At 59.5% G+C, this 17,869-nt stretch carries 16 protein-coding genes and 2 pseudogenes; 7 read left to right on the top strand and 11 right to left on the bottom strand.

The window, feature by feature from the left end; genetic code table 11:
- Positions 1-84: 84 nt before the first annotated feature.
- Positions 85-1,182 (bottom strand): SMP-30/gluconolactonase/LRE family protein, encoded by a 1,098-nt coding sequence (locus AACY44_RS16660; RefSeq protein ID WP_339427574.1) that lies wholly within the window; start codon positions 1,180-1,182, stop codon positions 85-87.
- A 218-nt stretch (positions 1,183-1,400) separates the two neighbouring features.
- Between AACY44_RS16660 and AACY44_RS16655 the strand changes: the two genes are divergently transcribed.
- The gene (locus tag AACY44_RS16655) at positions 1,401-1,832 is read left to right on the top strand and encodes a nuclear transport factor 2 family protein (protein WP_339415967.1); all 432 of its coding nucleotides are present in this window, start codon (positions 1,401-1,403) and stop codon (positions 1,830-1,832) included.
- 28 nt (positions 1,833-1,860) lie between these two features.
- On the opposite strand, the gene AACY44_RS16650 is transcribed toward AACY44_RS16655, so the two are convergent.
- Positions 1,861-3,186, bottom strand: a complete 1,326-nt coding sequence (locus AACY44_RS16650; protein ID WP_339530679.1) for an aminotransferase-like domain-containing protein — start codon at positions 3,184-3,186, stop codon at positions 1,861-1,863.
- A 91-nt stretch (positions 3,187-3,277) separates the two neighbouring features.
- On the opposite strand from AACY44_RS16650, the gene AACY44_RS16645 reads away from it, so the two are divergent.
- Positions 3,278-4,168 carry a DMT family transporter gene (locus AACY44_RS16645; protein ID WP_339427576.1) on the top strand — a complete coding sequence of 297 codons (891 nt, stop codon included), beginning with the start codon at positions 3,278-3,280 and terminating at the stop codon, positions 4,166-4,168.
- Here AACY44_RS16645 and AACY44_RS16640 read toward each other — a convergent pair.
- Complete coding sequence (locus tag AACY44_RS16640; RefSeq protein ID WP_339530677.1) at positions 4,165-4,731, bottom strand: YceI family protein; 567 nt, start codon at positions 4,729-4,731, stop codon at positions 4,165-4,167. The genes AACY44_RS16645 and AACY44_RS16640 overlap by 4 nt on opposite strands.
- A 121-nt stretch (positions 4,732-4,852) precedes the next feature.
- Between AACY44_RS16640 and AACY44_RS16635 the strand changes: the two genes are divergently transcribed.
- Together AACY44_RS16635 and yghX are read left to right on the top strand one after the other, a co-directional pair.
- Positions 4,853-5,347, top strand: a complete 495-nt coding sequence (locus tag AACY44_RS16635) for a PaaI family thioesterase (RefSeq protein WP_339415962.1) — start codon at positions 4,853-4,855, stop codon at positions 5,345-5,347.
- 43 nt (positions 5,348-5,390) lie between these two features.
- The gene (yghX, locus tag AACY44_RS16630; RefSeq protein WP_339530675.1) at positions 5,391-6,278 is read left to right on the top strand and encodes a YghX family hydrolase; all 888 of its coding nucleotides are present in this window, start codon (positions 5,391-5,393) and stop codon (positions 6,276-6,278) included.
- Between the two features lie 49 nt (positions 6,279-6,327).
- Here yghX and AACY44_RS16625 read toward each other — a convergent pair whose 3' ends face one another.
- Both AACY44_RS16625 and AACY44_RS16620 read right to left on the bottom strand, forming a co-directional pair.
- Positions 6,328-7,512, bottom strand: coding sequence for a DUF2252 domain-containing protein (locus AACY44_RS16625; RefSeq protein WP_339415959.1), 1,185 nt, complete (start codon positions 7,510-7,512; stop codon positions 6,328-6,330).
- Between the two features lie 78 nt (positions 7,513-7,590).
- Entirely contained in the window at positions 7,591-8,469 is an 879-nt protein-coding gene (locus AACY44_RS16620) for a LysR family transcriptional regulator (RefSeq protein ID WP_339415957.1), read from the bottom strand.
- Between the two features lie 131 nt (positions 8,470-8,600).
- On the opposite strand from AACY44_RS16620, the gene ampC reads away from it, so the two are divergent.
- Positions 8,601-9,755: a class C beta-lactamase gene (gene ampC, locus AACY44_RS16615; RefSeq protein WP_339427577.1), complete on the top strand. Its 1,155-nt coding sequence runs from the start codon at positions 8,601-8,603 to the stop codon at positions 9,753-9,755.
- A 19-nt stretch (positions 9,756-9,774) separates the two neighbouring features.
- On the opposite strand, the gene AACY44_RS16610 is transcribed toward ampC, so the two are convergent.
- Positions 9,775-10,749: a polyprenyl synthetase family protein gene (locus tag AACY44_RS16610; RefSeq protein ID WP_339494873.1), complete on the bottom strand. Its 975-nt coding sequence runs from the start codon at positions 10,747-10,749 to the stop codon at positions 9,775-9,777.
- A 317-nt stretch (positions 10,750-11,066) separates the two neighbouring features.
- Here AACY44_RS16610 and idi point away from each other — a divergent pair, with 317 nt between their 5' ends.
- Positions 11,067-12,641, top strand: a complete 1,575-nt coding sequence (gene idi / locus AACY44_RS16605; protein WP_339530672.1) for an isopentenyl-diphosphate Delta-isomerase — start codon at positions 11,067-11,069, stop codon at positions 12,639-12,641.
- Between the two features lie 3 nt (positions 12,642-12,644).
- Here idi and AACY44_RS16600 read toward each other — a convergent pair.
- The 4 genes and pseudogenes from AACY44_RS16600 to AACY44_RS16585 all read right to left on the bottom strand — a co-directional run.
- Positions 12,645-12,884 (bottom strand): annotated as a pseudogene (locus AACY44_RS16600) (TRAP transporter large permease subunit); the annotation flags it as partial.
- A gap of 242 nt (positions 12,885-13,126) precedes the next feature.
- A pseudogene (locus AACY44_RS16595) lies at positions 13,127-13,861 on the bottom strand (HpcH/HpaI aldolase/citrate lyase family protein); the annotation flags it as partial.
- 14 nt (positions 13,862-13,875) lie between these two features.
- The gene (locus AACY44_RS16590) at positions 13,876-15,153 is read right to left on the bottom strand and encodes an ATP-binding protein (protein WP_339415952.1); all 1,278 of its coding nucleotides are present in this window, start codon (positions 15,151-15,153) and stop codon (positions 13,876-13,878) included.
- Positions 15,154-15,861, bottom strand: a complete 708-nt coding sequence (locus AACY44_RS16585) for a winged helix-turn-helix domain-containing protein (RefSeq protein WP_339427580.1) — start codon at positions 15,859-15,861, stop codon at positions 15,154-15,156. It lies immediately after the preceding gene.
- Between the two features lie 157 nt (positions 15,862-16,018).
- Between AACY44_RS16585 and AACY44_RS16580 the strand changes: the two genes are divergently transcribed.
- Positions 16,019-17,218, top strand: a complete 1,200-nt coding sequence (locus AACY44_RS16580; RefSeq protein ID WP_339530669.1) for an MFS transporter — start codon at positions 16,019-16,021, stop codon at positions 17,216-17,218.
- Here the strand turns inward: AACY44_RS16580 and AACY44_RS16575 are convergent.
- Positions 17,174-17,776 carry a tRNA-(ms[2]io[6]A)-hydroxylase gene (locus tag AACY44_RS16575; protein WP_065872862.1) on the bottom strand — a complete coding sequence of 201 codons (603 nt, stop codon included), beginning with the start codon at positions 17,774-17,776 and terminating at the stop codon, positions 17,174-17,176. The genes AACY44_RS16580 and AACY44_RS16575 overlap by 45 nt on opposite strands.
- Positions 17,777-17,869: the final 93 nt, after the last annotated feature.

Below are 17,869 nucleotides of genomic sequence, written 5' to 3'. Positions count from 1 at the left end.
TCTGATGCCTCAGGAGCCTACAGCATAGCGTCAAAAGGCCACGCTGAACGCCGGTCAACCGGCGTTCAGCGTGGTTTTTTTGAGTTACCCGCCGAAACCCGCGTCTCGCGTATTCACGAACAGCGCATAGATCGAATGGCTGCCGGCCATGAACAGGCGGTTGCCTTCGCGGCCGCCAAAACACAGGTTGGGGCAGCGTTCGGGTAACGAGATATGCCCGATGGCCTTGCCTTGTGGATTGAACACGCGCACGCCATCGAGTTTTTCCAGGTCAGCCTTGGGGTCACCATTGCCGCCCCAACCGCACCACAGGTTGCCGCTCTCGTCGCACTTGATGCCGTCCAGCGCTGCGTAATCAAAACCTTCGATGTGCTTGCGACGGGCGCCGAGCGTGCCGTCGTCCCTGACGTCGATGGCCCAGATCAACCGGTTGGGTTTGGCCCGACCTTCCACCACGTACAAGACTTTTTCATCAGGTGAAAAACACAGGCCATTGGGCCCGTTCAGGTCGTCAATCACCCGCGTGACCGTGCCGCTTTCCCCGTCGATGCGATAGACGCCATGGGGTTGGGTGGGCGTGATCTTGTGCCCTTCGTAGTTGTTGCCGGTCTGGAACGGCGGGTCACTGAACCACACCGACCCATCCCGCTTGCACACGATGTCATTGGGCGAATTGAAAGGCTTGCCGTCAAAGCTGTCCGCCAGCACGGTGATGCTGCCGTTGTGTTCGGTACGGGTGATTCGCCGGCCCTCGCGGGTGGTCGTCGAACCTTCGCACACCAACAGGCGGCCCTGGCGATCGCGGCACATGCCGTTGGAGAAATTGGCGTTTTCGCGGTACACCGACAGGGTGTCGGTCACTTCGTCCCAGCGCACGATACGGTTGTTGGGAATATCGCTGACCAGCAGGTAGCGGCCATCGCCGACCCACACCGGCCCCTCGGCCCAGCGCAAACCGGTAGCCAGCCGTTCGACACTGGCGTTGAACAGGCGCAACGCCAGGAAACTGTCATCGAGCACTTTGATCAGTGGGTCTGGATAACGCTGGCTCAACGGCTCGGCGGCTTCTGCCAGGTGAGGCAGGTTGCCCAGCACCGCGACCGATGCGGAAACCGCCAAGGAACGCTTGAGGAAGACGCGGCGACTGTGGTCGGTCCGAGCAGGCGAAGGGGGAAGATCCATCGTGTGTCTCCGTTATTTTATTGTTAGACGGGACACCATTCTTAACCAGTGATGGGACATCGTACAAGAACAATGAAATTTCAAAACACACGTAAACCTGAAGATATGTAAATAATCGAAAATGTACTTTCCAAAATAAGCGTGGATATAGCAATGTTGTACGACGACACAAGCGCTAACGTGTTGTCCGCCACCCCAACAACAATAAGGAAACACCCATGCAAAAAGTCAACGTACTGATCGGTTTTCTGTGCCTGTTTACCGGCTTCGTCGCCGCAGCGCCCGCTCCTGCTGAAAAGGAGGTGGCCCAAGCGGTCGACCAACTGACCCAAGCCATGCTGCACCTGGACCTCAAGCAACTTGACGCGCTGACGTCCGACAAACTCACCTACGGCCACTCCAGCGGCAAGGTGCAGAACAAAGCGCAATTCATCGCCGACCTGGAAACCCACACCAGCGCCTTCAAGACCCTGGAAATGCAGAACCAGACCGTCACCCTGCAAGGCGACACCGCCCTGGTGCGCAACCACTTCCACGCGCAGGCCGTGAACAGTGGCGTTGATGTGCCGACCGATATCGACAACTTCCAGGTCTGGCAGAAGCAGAAAGGCAAGTGGCTGCTGATAGGGCGCCAGGCTTACAAGTACTGATGACCAGCGGTGAGCCGCGTGCGCCGGCTCACCACTCCACCACCTTGCGTACTGTCAGCAATGCCTCGCGCAGCGCCGGCATGTCCACCGAACCCAGCGCCAGGCGCAGCGCGTGGGGCACATAAGCCGTGACGGCAAACGGCTCGGCGGTGGATACCGAGATATTGTCGCACTGCAAGGCCATGGCGATCTGGTCGGCGCGCGCGTCCTCCGGCAGGGGTAACCACAAGAAATACGATGAGGGGTGGCTGGTGTAGGCCAGCCCTTTTAACACCTGCGCCGCCAGGGCTTGCCGCGCCTGGGCGTCCTGGCGCTTTTGCGCTTCCAGTTGCGCCACCGTGCCATCTTCGATCCACGCCACGGCAATGGCGCTCATAACACCGGGCACGTTCCAGGTGGTGGCCATGATGGTGCGCTCGAGTGCCTTAACCCAGTCACTTGGCGCCGCGACAAACCCCACGCGCAAACCGGTCGCGACACTTTTTGAGAGCCCGCCCACATACACCGTGCGTTCCGGCGCCAGGGTGGCCACGGGTGGCGGTGCGTTTTCGACCAGGAACGCGTAGGCCGCGTCCTCAATGATCATCAGATTGTGTTGCCGGGCGATGGAGACCAACTGCTCGCGCTGGTCCCTGTCCATCACCCAGCCAAGGGGATTGTGCAGGGTTGGCATGCTGTACACGGCGCGCACCGGGCGTTTGCGACACAGGTTTTGCAAGGCGTTCAGGTCCGTGCCGGTGGGCGTAACCGGGATCGCGACAACTTCCAAATGCAGGGTCTCGGCCAGCACCTTGAACCCGGAATAGGTCAACGCATCGACCGCGATCACATCGCCCGGCTTGAGCAACGCCATCATCGTCACCGCCAAGCCATGCTGGGCGCCGCTGACCAGCAACACCTGGCCGGCCTCTACCGTCAGGCCTCGGCTCAGTAAATGCCGTGCGACGGCAGCCCGCTCATGCAAACGCCCCGCGTGAGGCTGGTAACGCAACAGGGCCTCGAGGTCGCCGGACAGCGCCAACTGGCGCAACGCCGTGCGCAGCAGGTCCGCCTGGCCTGGCAGTGAGGGATAGTTGAAATTGAGGTCGAGCATGCCCGCCGCAACCGTCATCTGCCCACTGCCCTGCCCTGGCGGCAGCGAGATCTCGCGCACAAAGGTGCCGCGTCCGGTTTCACCGCTGACCAGCCCCATGGCCTCCAGTTCGGTATAAACCCGGCTTGCGGTCACCAGCGCCAGGCCATGATCGGCAGCCAGTTGCCGGTGTGTCGGCAGACGCGTACCCGGCGGCATTTTCCCCGAACGGATGCCCTCGGCAAACGTGTCGACCAACGTTTTATAGCGGGCGCGCGGCATAGGGATGTATCCATGACAATTTTTTGATTGTCTTAATGCTCACCCCTAGGATGGCTTGAACGCAACCCCCTCATTATTCGGGCGCCTCCTCATGGAACTTACATCCCCCTTCAGCACCCTGGATACCCGTACCCAAGGCTGGGTCAATGGCTTTATTGGCGTGGTGATTTTCAGCGGCTCCTTACCCGCCACACGGCTGGCCGTGATGGAGTTCGACCCGGTGTTCCTCACCATGATCCGTGCCGCCATCGCCGCCAGCCTGGGGCTGTGCCTGCTGTGGTGGTTCAAGGCAAAACGCCCCGCGCGCGCCCAATGGGCGCCACTCGCTCTTGTTGCTCTTGGCGTGGTGATCGGCTTTCCCTTGTTGACCGCACTGGCGCTGCAGTACGTGACCTCGGCCCACTCCATCGTGTTTATCGGCCTGCTCCCCCTCGCGACCGCGGTGTTTGGCGTACTGCGCGGTGGCGAGCGCCCGCGTCCGGTGTTCTGGTTGTTCTCGATCCTGGGCAGCGTGCTGGTGATGGGTTATGCCGTTGCCCAGGGTTTGAACGCCGCACCCGCCGGCGATTTGCTGATGCTGCTGGCGGTGCTGGTCTGCGGCCTGGGTTATGCCGAGGGCGCCACGTTGTCGCGCAGCCTGGGCGGCTGGCAGGTGATCTGCTGGGCGTTGGTGGTGGCGATGCCGGTGGTGCTGCCCTTGAGCCTACTCCTGGCACCGCCAAGCGTGCGCGGCATCAGCCTGCCCGCCTGGCTGAGCCTGGGCTATGTGGCGTTGTTCAGCATGTTGATTGGCTTTGTGTTCTGGTACCGCGGCCTGGCCCAGGGTGGCATTGCCGCCGTCGGCCAGTTGCAATTGCTGCAACCGTTTTTCGGCCTGGCATTGGCGGCGGGCTTGCTGCATGAGCAGGTCAGCCTGGGCATGGTGCTGGTGACGGTCGCGGTGATCGGCTGCGTGGCGGGCGCGAAGAAGTTCGCCCGTTAACGCTGCGGGGCAACCATCTTGAACTTGATGTTGATGTCATTCGACACCACGCTGTTGCCGGCCCACTCGCCCTCGCCAATCTTGAAATCGCCGCGTTTGAGGATGAATTCGCCGTCGAACACGCCGATACCGCTTTGCTCCTTGAGCACCACGTCGACATCCACTGGGCGTGTGATGCCCTTGATGGTGAGGTTGCCGCTGATCGTGTAGCGGTTATCCCCCAGGACCGCGACGCCGGTGGATTCGTAGACGCCCACTGGATAAGTCGCGGTGTCAAACCACGACGCACGTTGCAGCTCGTCATTCGCGTCCGGGCTGCCGGCGTCGATGCTGGCCAGCTGGATCTTGAGCAATGCATGCCCGGCTTCCGGCTTTTGCGTATCGAACGTCAAGGAGCCTTCGAACGCGCTGAAGGTGCCGTACACCCGCTGCCCCAACTGTTTATAGGTAAAACTGATCTGGCTGGCGGTGCGGTTGACGTCGTTGTACTCCACCGCCTGGGCGCTGGAATAGAACGCGAGGATCAGGACCAGTATGGCAACCGAGGGCATTCGACGTTTCATGCAACGCTCCGCAGAGGAAAAGACACAGGCACCGAGCCAACACGCTTTAACAGGGATTTATTCCCATCAGGCGTTTGTCCTGCTAAACAGAGTAGTCGCCCCAGAATAATAAGGACGCTCCATGCATTCCCCTTCGCTTCAGGACCTCACCGCGCCGGACGGCATCTGCTATGGCTGCGGTGGCAGCAACCCCCACGGCCTGCATATCAAGAGCCGTTGGGACGCGGACGGCATCCACCTGATCGCCGAGCATAGGCCCGACGCAAAATACAGCGGCTGGCCCGACCTGGTCTATGGCGGCCTGATCGCCATGTTGGTGGACTGCCATTCCAACTGGACCGCCATGGCCTACCACTACCGCGCCGAGGGGCGCGAACCCGGCAACCTGCCCCGCATTGACTGCGTGACCGGCAACCTGGGCATCAAATTCATCAAGCCAACGCCCATGGGCGTCACCCTCACCCTGCGCTCACGGGTCGAGGGTGACGTGGGGCGCAAGACCCGCGTGATCTGCGAGGTGTACGCCGGCGACGTGCTCACCGCCATGGGCGACTCGGTTTTCGTGCGCGTCGATACCGGCCAATTGGCAGCGGCCGCCCATGGGCGTGAGGGCTGATCCTGATCTACATTGACTGCCACCGCTAATCGAGGACGCACCGATGACTCGTCTCACCGCGAAAGACTTTGCCCCCGAACTGCTGGAACTCTACGACGGCTACGCCCACGGCAAGATCAACCGCCGCGAATTTCTCGACCGCGCCGCGCTGTTCACCTTGGGTGGCCTTACCGCCTCGGCCCTGCTCGCAGCCCTCAGCCCCAACTACGCACTGGCCGCACAGGTGAAATTCACCGACCCGGACATCGTTGCCGACTACATCACCTACCCCTCGCCCAAAGGCAACGGCACCGTGCGCGGCTACCTGGTGCGCCCGGCCAAGGCCGCGGGCAAGTTGCCAGCCGTGGTGGTCGTGCATGAAAACCGTGGCCTCAACCCTTATATCGAAGACGTCGCCCGGCGCCTGGGCAAAGCTGGCTTCATCGCCCTGGCGCCGGATGGCCTGACTTCGGTGGGCGGCTACCCCGGTAACGACGAAAAAGGCGTGGCGCTGCAACAGACGGTTGACCCGACCAAGCTGATGAACGATTTTTTCGCCGCCATCGAATGGCTGATGCACCACGACAGCAGCACCGGCAAAGTCGGCATCACTGGGTTCTGTTATGGCGGCGGCGTGGCCAATGCGGCGGCGGTGGCTTATCCGGAACTGGGCGCGGCCGTGTCGTTTTATGGGCGCCAACCAGAGGCCAAGGACGTGCCACGGATCAAGGCGCCGATCATGCTGCATTTCGGTGAGTTGGACACGCGGATCAATGAGGGCTGGCCGGCGTATGAGACGGCGCTGAAGGCTGCAGGCACGAACTATGAGGCGTATACCTACAAAGGCGCCAATCATGGTTTTCATAACGACTCGACGCCGCGATATGACGAGGCGGCGGCGAATCTGGCGTGGGAGCGGACGTTGGGATGGTTTCGCAAGTACCTTGCTTGATGCCAACACCGTGTAGGCGCTAGCGTGTCAGCGCCGACACATTGTTGGGTCAATGTTCGAGGGCATATCTGCGGCAATGGTTGAGGTACCCCTGCTCATGGCTACCCACCAGTTGCACCACACTGGTCCACAGCCAGGACGGCGCATCGAGTTGCTTGGAGCGGTTTTCCTGAAGCACCGCCATCCAGTCCTTGCGCGTATCGCGGTCCATCTGCCGAGCATGGGCAATGCCCACGACCCGCGCCAGGTAACCGGCGGCGTGCATGGCGTCGGTTTCGTTCAATTCGTCCAGCTCCAACTTCATGTCCTGGGGCAGCAGTTCGCGGATGAAGAATCCGTGATCCAGAAAACGCGTTGCCATCATGCGCTCACCCAGGCTCGGAGAGAGCTGACGCGCGCCCTCCACCACTCGACGACCATTATCCCTGGGCATCTTCGCCCGTGCCGCGCGGGGTGCAGCAGCGCCGACGGCTTCCTTGATATCAATCAGGCAATATTCCTCATCGCCCTTGTCACCCACGCCGAGCAGTACGGCATAACGGAGCAGCCCGAGGGAGCTACAACCCTTGACCCAGTAGGCCGAGTCCAGCAGTTCAACCCTGGCGTCCTTGGGCCGCCCCTTGAGCGAGGTGACCAACTGGTGGACTTCATCCGAGGCACAGAGGGTTTCCAGCGCAACCTTCTCGGCCCGTGACAACGACCAGAAGTGCTTGCCCAGCGGGATGGTCGGCCGAGCGTTCTCGATACGCTCACGCGCGAGGTTTTTCCAAGTGCGCTCCACCGCGGTGCGCATGCTCGCCTTGACCTGGGACGGGCGCGGCGGCGCGGCGTCGGGTTTGTCCTTGAACGCCTGTTCGTAGCCGCCCATCATTTCTTCAAGCATGCGCGCAGTGGTTACTCCAGGCAGGTCCGAGCCGCGCGCAGCAGTGGCCAGGGACAAGGCCAAGCGCACCAGGTCGTGAGTCGGGTTACCGATCACCGCCTGGTCAAGGTCACGGATATGCATATCGATGCGGCCCTTCGTGTCTCCCGTAGGGCCCAAGTTACCGGCGTGGCAGTCGCCGCAGATCCAGATCGCCGGGCCGTGGGGCAAACGTCGACCCGTCTGGCTGTGCAGCCACTCGTAGAATTGCACCGTGCTGCCACGTACGTAGGCGTGAGCAGAGCGCGCCATCTTGAGGTTTCGCAATTGGATCAGGTGGGGCATACGGGCGCAGGGGCGTGGTATTTTCATGGAATAACTCAGTACAGGTGTTGCTGTAGAGCGAAGGCCCTGAGCAAATGTTTCATTATATTTCAAAAATAAGCACGTTCAGCCTTGCATCTTCATTTCCTGCAACCACCCCTTGAACGCCAACATCGCCGACGTCTCGGCCCGCGACTGCAAACGCGTCAACCAATAGCTGCCGGTGGTGATGCCGACGTCGAACGGCTGGCGAATCACATCATTCTCCAGTTGGCGCGAAAACATCATTGCCGGCGCCAATGCCAACCCCATTCCTTGCAAGGCCGCTTCCATCATTGCCAACGAGGAATCAAACACGATACTGCGCGGCACCAGGGTGTCGGCGGGCAGGCCAGCGGCCTGGAACCACAGGCTCCACTCATCGGCGCGGTAGGAGCGCAGCAAGGTGTGTTTCAACAGGTCGACAGGGGTGTGCAGTTGCTCGGCCAGTTGCGGCACGCAAAGCACGGTGAGGGGCGCTTCCAGCAGTTCGCAGGCATCGGTGCCGTGCCAGGCTCCCGCGCCGAAGCGGATCGCGTAGTCGAGGCCTTCGGCGGCCACGTCGACGCGGTTGTTGTGGGTGGATAACCGCAGGTCGATAAAGGGGTAACGCGCGTGAAAATCCGCCAAGCGTGGCAGCAACCAGCCCACCGCAAAGGTGCCCACTGCGCCCACGGTGAGCACTTCGCGGTAGTGCCCGCCTTCGAACTGGCTGAGCGTCTGGGCGATGCGGTCGAACGACTCACGCACTACCGGCAGTAAGGTTTCGCCTTCACGGGTGAGCATCAGGCCTCGAGGAAGACGCTTGAATAATGTGACATTAAGTTGCGCTTCCAGGCTCTTGACCTGATGGCTGACCGCCGCCTGAGTCACGCATAACTCGATAGCTGCGCGGGTAAAGCTCAAATGCCGAGCTGAAGCCTCGAATGCGCGCAGGGCATTGAGGGGTAGATGGGAACGCAGCATGTTTGACCCCAAATTTTCTAATGGCTGGTGCGAAATATCATTGTTTGCCCAGAGGCAAGAATCCGCCTAAATTTGCGGCGCCTGCGCAGGCACTGATCGTTAGCCTATCACTTACATGGACGCCAATTACTATGTGCGAAAGATCTCACTTAAACGTACGAAGCTTCTTATTTTCGGCCTTTTTGTTCGCCTCCGGCACCTGCATGGCCAACACCGATTTGCGCAAGGTCGTGGACAATAGCGTTGAACCCCTGATGCAGCAACACGGCATCGCTGGCCTATCGGTCGCTGTGGTAAACAAAGGCAAGGTGCAATACTTTAATTACGGCATCGCCAATAAAGACACCCAGCAACCCGTCACCCAAGACACGTTGTTTGAGATCGGTTCGGTGAGCAAAACCTTCACCGCCACACTGGGGGGTTACGCCCAGGCCAGTGGCAAGCTCAAGCTGTCGGACAACGCCAGCCAGCACCTTGCAGCACTCAAGGGCAGCGCCTTCGACCGCATCAGCCTGCTACAACTGGCTACCTACACGCCAGGCGGCCTGCCGCTGCAGTTTCCGGACGCTGCCGACAGCGCGGGCACCATGCTCGGCTATTTTCAGCAGTGGAAACCTGCGTACGCGCCCGGTGCGCAGCGTCTTTATTCCAACCCTAGCATTGGCCTGTTCGGCTACCTGAGCGCACAAAGCCTCGGCGAGCCGTTCAACGTGGCCATGGAGAAAACCCTACTGCCCCAACTGGGCCTGAAGAACACCTATGTCAGCGTGCCGCCCGACAAAGCCAATCTCTATGCCCAAGGTTACGACAAGGACCAAAAACCCGTGCACGTCGGCCCTGGGGCGCTGGACAGCGAAGCCTATGGCATCAAAACCAGCACCCAGGACTTGGCGCACTATGTGAGGGTGAACATGCACCCGCAAACGCTGGGGAAACCGTTGCAACAGGCAATCGCCACCACGCATACCGGCTACTACACCGTAAATGGCATGACCCAAGGGCTCGGCTGGGAGTACTACCCCTACCCGATCAAGTTACAAGCGTTGATTGATGGCAACTCTACATCGATGGCGATGGAGCCACACAAGGTGAACTGGCTGAATCCCGCTCAGGTGCAACCAACCAACGCCCTCTACAACAAAACCGGTTCGACCCGTGGTTTTGGCGCCTACGTGGCGTATGTGCCGAGCAAGGATGTAGGCGTGGTGATCCTGGCGAACAAGAACTATCCAAATGCGGAACGGGTGAAAGTAGCGCATGCAATCTTCAGCGCGCTGAATCCGTGAAGCATTGACGCCCGTGACCTCAGGTCGTCCCCTGCAGCGGACGACCGCCGGCCAGACACTGCTGATAGTAATTATCAACTGGGCCATGCTCAAATCGAATGTCACTCAACACCCCCATTAAAGGACGCAGGTCATGTTCAGGATGTAGACGCGTGAGGGTTTCCAGGCGTCGTTCAATGGTTGCGTAAGTAGCATCTATTAACACCAAGGCGGCATCAAACACGCCGGCGCGACCATAGGCTTTGATTATTTTCTTTTTCTGTGCGTTGGTTTTTTTGCCTTTTCTCAATGGATCATTGGCAAGCATCATTAAAATTGACTTGGGTCCGCCTTCAAGGTCGGGAGCAAAGCCCTTTTTTTTGTAATGCGCAGTGTGGTTTACATCCGAGTAGTCGTTGACATAACGATAATAAACAGCCAATTCGAGAAGCAACACGTAGAGTTCCAGATACGTCGCTTCATCGATGGGCGTCAGGCATTGACACGCGTCCAGTAGAAAAACGAACAGACAACCCGTATTGGCTTGAGCGATTAATTCATATTCTTCCCAGGTCGGCAGGACATCGCCATTGCTGAACTGTAGATCCAAGTGCTGCCCCACGTGCAGGTGCTCAAGACTGGTGAGCGCGGCCTGCAGGACGCCAGCATTGAAAGACTGTGCAAGGAGTTGCAGACCGACAAGGTACCCACACATGCCGGAATTCAGAGCGATTTCAACGCCGAATTTAGCCCACACCGACGGAAGCCCGCGGCGAATATGATCGCCGTCAAGCACATCGTCATGTATTAACGTGGAGGTGTTAAGAAGTTCTATGGCTTCGCACAAAACATGGGTCTGATGGGGCGCAAGTTTATAGACAGCTGACAGCGCCACAGCAATCGCGCTGCGCACTTTCTTGCCACCCGCGCGCGCTTGGTATTCAAACGCTTCGCGCCATTGAGCGTGCGCAACTTTATAGTCAGTTCTTTCTGTCAGCGCGTCGGCAGTGATCATCGTAGCGGCCTCTAGTTTGCGAGCGACCCGCAAGGCTCTAACGCTTACCTGCGGTGCGGCACATGGATTACCTAGACGTAAAAGACCGGAACTGCAATGGACACCACTTTACGAGGACAGCGCCTTAACCGTAGCGGATGCCTGAAAAAAAGAAATACTTTTTCTTTGATTCTTTGATATAGCCCTGAGTGCGAATAAGTATAACGAATAAGCGTTCACCCCTTGATCACTCGATCTATGCTCTCACCCTGAACGTGTCAGACACCCTTGAAATGGACCGCCTTACCGTCCTGCATATAAAGCTCAGGAGAGCGGCTATGGAAGACGTCCTCATTCTGGTTGACGTGAATGATCAGCCGACAGGTTTCGCTGGCAAACAACAGGTGCATGAAGAAGGGCTGCTTCATCGAGCTTTTTCAATATTCATTTTTGACCCTCACTCCAGACTGTTACTGCAACAAAGAGCGGACAGTAAGTACCACTCTGCTGGGCTGTGGAGTAATACCTGTTGCGGGCACCCACGCCAGGGCGAGACGACGCCAGACGCAGCGCGGCGCCGTTTGTATGAAGAAATGGGGCTGACCTGCGAGCTTGAGCAATACTCCACGCTGGTTTATCGGGAACGCGTGTCGAAAACCATGACGGAATATGAATACGATCACGTGTTCGTAGGCTGCTGCGCGACTGACCCCATTGCCAATCCGGATGAAGCCAAAGCATGGCGCTGGGTGGAGCCTGAGCAATTACAGGATGAGCTGCAACACACGCCAAAAATATTCACGGCCTGGTTGCGTACCATCGTGAAAGGTGCCGGAGCCGCAGGCATCAAAGGATGGGCCCCTAAAGCTCAGAGGGCCCTTCAGACGCCGATAGTCGGCGGGGCTTTTGAACTCCCTCGCTGGCTGGCTGAAGCGCATTACCCGCTAAATCCTTATGCCGAAGAGGCACAACATCACACGCGTCAATGGCTCAAGAGCATCGGCCTGGAAGACACACCGCGCGCAGCCCGCCAATTGGACATTTACGTCCCTGGCACATATGCCGGTTATATGTGGCCAGACGCGCCGCGGCACCTGTTGTTGATTTTGTCAGACGTGGTGGGGTGGTTCAGTTGCCAAGATGATCTCGCAGACGAAGACTGCAAGGACCCTCACACGTTGGAACAATTGCTTCGGGGAGTTCACAGCAGTGCGTTCACATGCTACGCCCCCCAACCAGGGCTGCTTGCCTCAGGGCTCAAGGATATAATCAGGCGCTCCGCACGCTTGGCACCGCCTCTCTGGAAAGAACGGGCTGGCGAGCGGTATGCCTCTTACATTGCCCCCTGCATGACAGCGTTGATGCATCGAGTTCATCACACCCAGCCAGGAATCGAAGGCTACGATAGCCTTTGGCGGGACGCCGGAGGCTTCCAGTTCTGTCTAGAATTCATCTACTGGGTACAGAATATTTACCTGCCCTCCTCCCTCTACTACAGCAAGCCTTGGCAAGAGTTGTGCTTGCTGGCACTGAACCTCTTCAAGGCTGTCAACGATTTACTGTCGTTTCGAATCATGGAAGACCCCGATGATGACATCTATAACCTGCTGACCCATCTGCGGCACACCCAGGGTTACTCCCCTGAGGCGGCTGCCCGCGAAGTATCACGACGCATTGATCAATGGGCCCACGCGTTTACCGATGCCCAGGAACGGTTGCCTGCATGCCTGGCAAGCTACGGCTATGACGAGCAATCGGTGCAACAGATGATGATTTGTGCGCAAGCCCTGCAAAACCAGTGGCGCGGAAATATTGCCTGGCACCTGACAGCGCCGCGTTATCGGGAAATTCGCTTCGAGAACCTCCAAGGGGAAACCATCGACCCGCACCTCGTCGACGGCTTCGTGAGTTAGCCTCTACATCCCCAGCCAATGCGGCAGCGCAATGAATGACAGATAAGTAACCATGCTCAAGAACACCAACAGAATCATCAGCCACGGCAACGCCGCACGAATGGTCTGCCCCAGCGTCAATCCAGTCACCGCTGATGTCCCAAACAGGTTCAACCCCGCCGGTGGGTGCACCAGGCCAACTTCCATGTTCACCACCATCACGATCCTCAGGTGAATCGGGACAATCCCCAATTTCGATGACAATCGGGTCCGCCGCCTGGGCCAAGTCCGCGACAAACAGGGTGGCGGCTTCACAGCAGCGCCCTAGAGAGCTTGAGCATGGAAATCAGCTTCTTATTGTTGTGTTGCAAGGCAAGTTGCCTGATGCCAGGCGTGTAGTGAATTTCGGATTCTAGATACCTGCGTTCAGCCAGGCAGCCCCCAAATCTGAGACACAGCACAGATCCAATGTGCGAGCGCGCATCGTCAATTACTACTGTGCAGCCCAATAGCCGTTGTGCCCGCAACAACACCGGCGCATCCACCATCTGCCCATCGATCTGGTAGGCCCCTGCCCCATGCGCACCCGCGTCCACCACCCGTTTTGCCCAGGCCAAGTCTTCGGCGCTCGGCGCCAGGGCTTGGTGAATCACCGCTACCTGCCTGGGGTGAATACACAGCGCACCGGCAAACCCCATTTCATAGGCATGCCGAATCGAACGGCACAGCCCCTCTGGGTCATCGATGGCCGGATGCACCCCATTCAGCGGTGCGACAAGGCCGGCAGCGCGGGAATGCACGATCAGCGCCAGGTCCAGACCACCAAACGACAGGCGCTCCACCAGCGGCGCATGGGCAATTTCGGCCACGACCAACAGGCCACGCACGCTCTCGATAATCGGCCAGATGAGTTTGCCGGTCGCCGTCACCACGGCGACCTGTGCTGCACGTTCAACCTTAGGCAGTAGCACGCCCGCCACATTCGGATGGGCTTTGCAGAACGTCACATCCTCGAAATGCTCGGCATGCTCCGGCGCATTGATGCGCACCCATACCTGGGCAGTAGGGTTGGCCGTCAAAAACGCCCCGAGGTTATCGCGCGCCTGGCGCTTGAGCGGTTCTTCAACCGTTTCTTCAAAATCCACGATCACTGCATCAGCACCACTGGTCAAGGCTTTGAAGAATCGCTCCGGCCGGCTACCAGGCACAAACAACGCCGACAGGATGCCGCTGACTACAATCGATTTCAGGGTCGTTAATCGGCATACGCCCACGTCATCCGGAACGACGCTCCGCCCCATTCCGAATCCAGCACTTGCACCTGGCCGCCGTGCCACTGCGACACCCGTTGTACCAGCGCCAGGCCAAGGCCGAAGCCGCCGGTGCGACGGTCACGGCTGGCGTCGAGGCGCATGAAGGGCTGGAAGATCTTCGAGCGGCCTTCCTCCGGAACACCCGGGCCGTCGTCACACACCCGCACTTCATAGCCGCTGCCGAACGTGACCAGCGACACCTCCACACGGCGCTCGGCGTATCGGATCGCATTGCGCAGCAGGTTGATCACCGCTCGCGCCATAAAGCGCGGTTCGATCTGGATAAAGTCCACCTCGCACGTACGCAGCGACAGCTGAATACCGGCCGCTTCCGCTTCGAGGGCCACGCTGCCGATCACACTGTCGAGCCAGCTGTGGGCCTCGATGCGCTCGCGCGTGACCTGAGTGGCGCCACGTTCCAGGCTGGCATAAGTGAGCAGCTCGGAGACCATTTCTTCCAGCTCGCCGAGGTCGGCGTACATGTCGGTAATCAATTGGCTGCGCTGGCGCGGGTCGGTCTGTTGCTTGAGCTGGTCGAGCTCGAACGACAGGCGCGCAATCGGCGTGCGCAGCTCGTGGGACACGGCGTTGGTCAGCTCGCGCTGGTTGGCGATCAGGCTTTCAATGCGCTCGGCCATCTGGTTAAAGTGCCCCGCCAGCTCGCGCACGGTGGAGCGGCGTGGCAGCAGGATGCGGGAACTGAGGTCGTTGTCACCGAAACGTTGTGCCGCCAGGCGAATATGCTCCAGGTCGCGCCAGTGCGGACGAACCCAGAAATACAGCACAATTGCCAAGCACAACCCCAGCAAACCGTAGGCCCACAGGTACAACCATTTAGGCTCTTCAGGCAGCTTGATATTGAGCAGTTGCGGGCCGCCATCGATATTGGCGATGAACTCCATGAAGTCGCCCCGTACCACTAATTGGCCGGCCGCGAGCAAGTGCTGCTCGCGTTGGCTCAGCGCCAACTCATCGCGTTGCACCAAATCCAGACGCAGACCGTAATGCTGCTGCAATTCGCTCAGGCGCACCTCGCGGGCCTCGGCCGGCACGGGACGCAATTGCTCCACCAGGCCATAGGCGGGGCCGCGCAGGGCTTCGCGGTTATAGGTTTCGTTGGCCTCAGGGAGCAGCTCATCGAAGGTGTAGTTAACCAGCCAGATTGCCCCCGCCAGGCCCAGCGCCAGGATGATGTAAAGGCGGATGTAGAGCCGCAGCATCTAGACCTCCCACGCAAACGGGTTGAACAGGTAGCCCTTGCCCCAGATGGTCTTGATGCACACCGGTTCGCGCGGGTTGTCGTTGAGTTTGCCGCGCAGTTTGCTGATGTACACATCGACACTGCGGTTGAGGCCATCGAACGCGATACCGCGCATGCGGTTGAGAATGTCATCACGGGACAGGATCGTCCCCGAGTTGCTCGCCAGCAGCCACAACAGCTCGAACTCCATGGTGGTGAGGTCGATCTTGTCATCCCCCAGGCTGACGCCCCGGCAACTGCGGTCGATGGCCAACCGCCCGAAAGCGAGGGCGCCGCGCACCGTCGGTTCTGGCGCCTGCCGCCGCTGCAGGGCGCGCAGGCGTGCGAGGAGCACCGGGGGTTTGATCGGTTTGATCACATAGTCGTCAGCACCAGACTCCAGGCCGAGGATGTGGTCCAGGTCATCTTCCTTGGCGGTCAGGATCACGATGGGCGTGTCGGACACCGCGCGGATCCCGCGACACACATGCAGGCCGCTCTGACCGGGCAGCATCAGGTCGAGCACGACGATCTTCGGTTTGAAGTCCAGGAACGCCGCCAGGGCCTCATCGCCCCGGTGCACCACGCGCACCTCAAAACCATGCTGTGACAGAAAATGCGCGATCAGCCCTGCCAGCTTCTCGTCGTCCTCAACGAGCAAGACCTTGCCCAACCCCAGGTTTTCCATAAGTTCTCAGTGTGCAGATGCGGATTGAAGAGCGGGGATTATAGGTGGCAAGCTGGGCAACAAACGCAGCGGGCTCACACCGGCCGACCAAGCTTCATGTTTTTAAGAGTTTTTAACAAATAACCTGCAATCTTTAACGCCATCCACAGGGAGTTGCATGCGCAAGGATTACCTGGCTTTTTTTATCTCACTGTTCCTGTCACGGCTGGCGGACCAGATACTGCTGTTTATCGTGCCGCTGCTTGTGTTCCAGACCACCAACAGCGTCGCATGGGCCGGGCTTGCGTTTTTCGTCGAATCGCTGCCGCGCTACCTGGCTTTTCCAGTCTGTGGAGCGCTGTGCGATAAATTCTCGCCGGTGCGCATCCTGCATATCAGCCAGGTTTACCGCGCACTGGCGTGCGTAGTGGCCGTAGCGCTTTACGGGGTGTTTGACGGTATCTATTGGCTGGTAGCCCTGTCTGCGCTGTGCGGCGTGCTGACGACTCAAGGCATCATGGCCCGCGAAGTCGTGATGCCGCACATCTTCAAGCATTACACCTACGCCAAGACCTTGTCCTACTCACAAATAGCCGACCAGAGCGGCCTGGTGCTGGGGCCGCTGGTAGCGGCATTGATGCTGGAGGTGTGGGCCTGGCATTGGGTGGTGCTGGGGGTTGCCGGGCTGTTTGTGCTAGCAGATCTGGCGATGCGGACCTGGCAGCGCAACACTGCGGTGAATCTGGAGAGCTTTGAACAGCATCAGGACATCTGGCTGCAACCGCTGCGCATCGCATTCGGGCATATCCGCAACCTGCCAGAGCTGAAGCGCATCATTGCCCTCGCAGTCGGCGTGAACCTGATCATCGGCGTGACGCTGGCCACGTCGGCGGCGATGGTGACCGGGCAATTCGCCGCCGGCAAGGATGCCTATGCGCTGCTACAGGCTGCCGGCGCAGTGGTCACCATCGCTATTCTGTTTTACCTGGCACGCGCCACCCTGGCGTTGAAAGTGCTGGGCGGGCTGTCGTATTCAATGATCGGGGCCGGGGCCTTGGTCATTGCGGTCAGCCCCACGCTTTGGGCTTACACCGTGGGTTTCCTGCTGGTCACCGGTTTCGACAAAATGTTCAACGTGTACATGCGCAGCACCCGTCAACGGGTCATTCCGGTGCAAGACTTCGGCAAAACAGTGGGCGTGATCACCTTGCTCAACAACCTGGCGCAGCCATTGGCCGGCCTGGCGATTGCCGTACTCGCCGCGCCCTTGAGCACCCAGACGGTGATCCTGCTGCTGACCGCAATAACCGCGCTGATCGGCGTGGCCGTCGCGTCAGGCTGGCACGCCACTGTGAAAGCGGAACTCGATGTCGGGTGACTCGATCAGTTCCTGCTCGGCCGCCCTCACCCGCTCGATCACCTGGGCGATGTCCTTGGCGTCGCCATACTGGTACGCCAGCTTCAGGTAACCCTGGAAGTGCCGCGCCTCGCTTTTGAGCAAGCCGAAGTAGAACTTGCCGAGTTCTTCGTCCAAATGCGGCACCAATGCTTCGAAACGCTCGCAACTGCGCGCTTCGATAAAGGCACCCACCACCAGCGTGTCGACCAGTTTGACCGGCTCGTGGCTGCGCACGACTTTGCGCAAACCCGAGGCATAGCGCCCGGCGTGCAGTTGTCGCAGCTCGACCTTGCGCTTTTTGATCAAACGCATGACTTGCTCGTGGTGCACCAGCTCTTCACGGGCCAGACGCGACATCATGTTGATCAGGTCAACATGGCCGTGGTACTTGGCCATCAGGCTCAGCGCGGTGCTGGCGGCTTTGAATTCGCAGTTCTTGTGGTCGATCAGCAGGGTTTCCTGATCGGCAAGCGCGGCCTGGACCCAAGCGTCAGGGGTGCGGCAACCGAGGAATTCATGGATTTCTGGCAGGTTCATCGGGCTCACGGGTAAAAGGATCACAAAAGGCCGGCGATTATACCGACCCCGCCGCAGACCACCAGTCACGGGCCTTGATGTGCATCAACATGA

This window comes from Pseudomonas sp. RA_15y_Pfl1_P11 (genome assembly GCF_963970975.1).
Classification (GTDB): Bacteria; Pseudomonadota; Gammaproteobacteria; order Pseudomonadales; family Pseudomonadaceae; genus Aquipseudomonas; species Aquipseudomonas tritici.
This window is presented reverse-complemented; position numbering and strand designations above follow the sequence as displayed.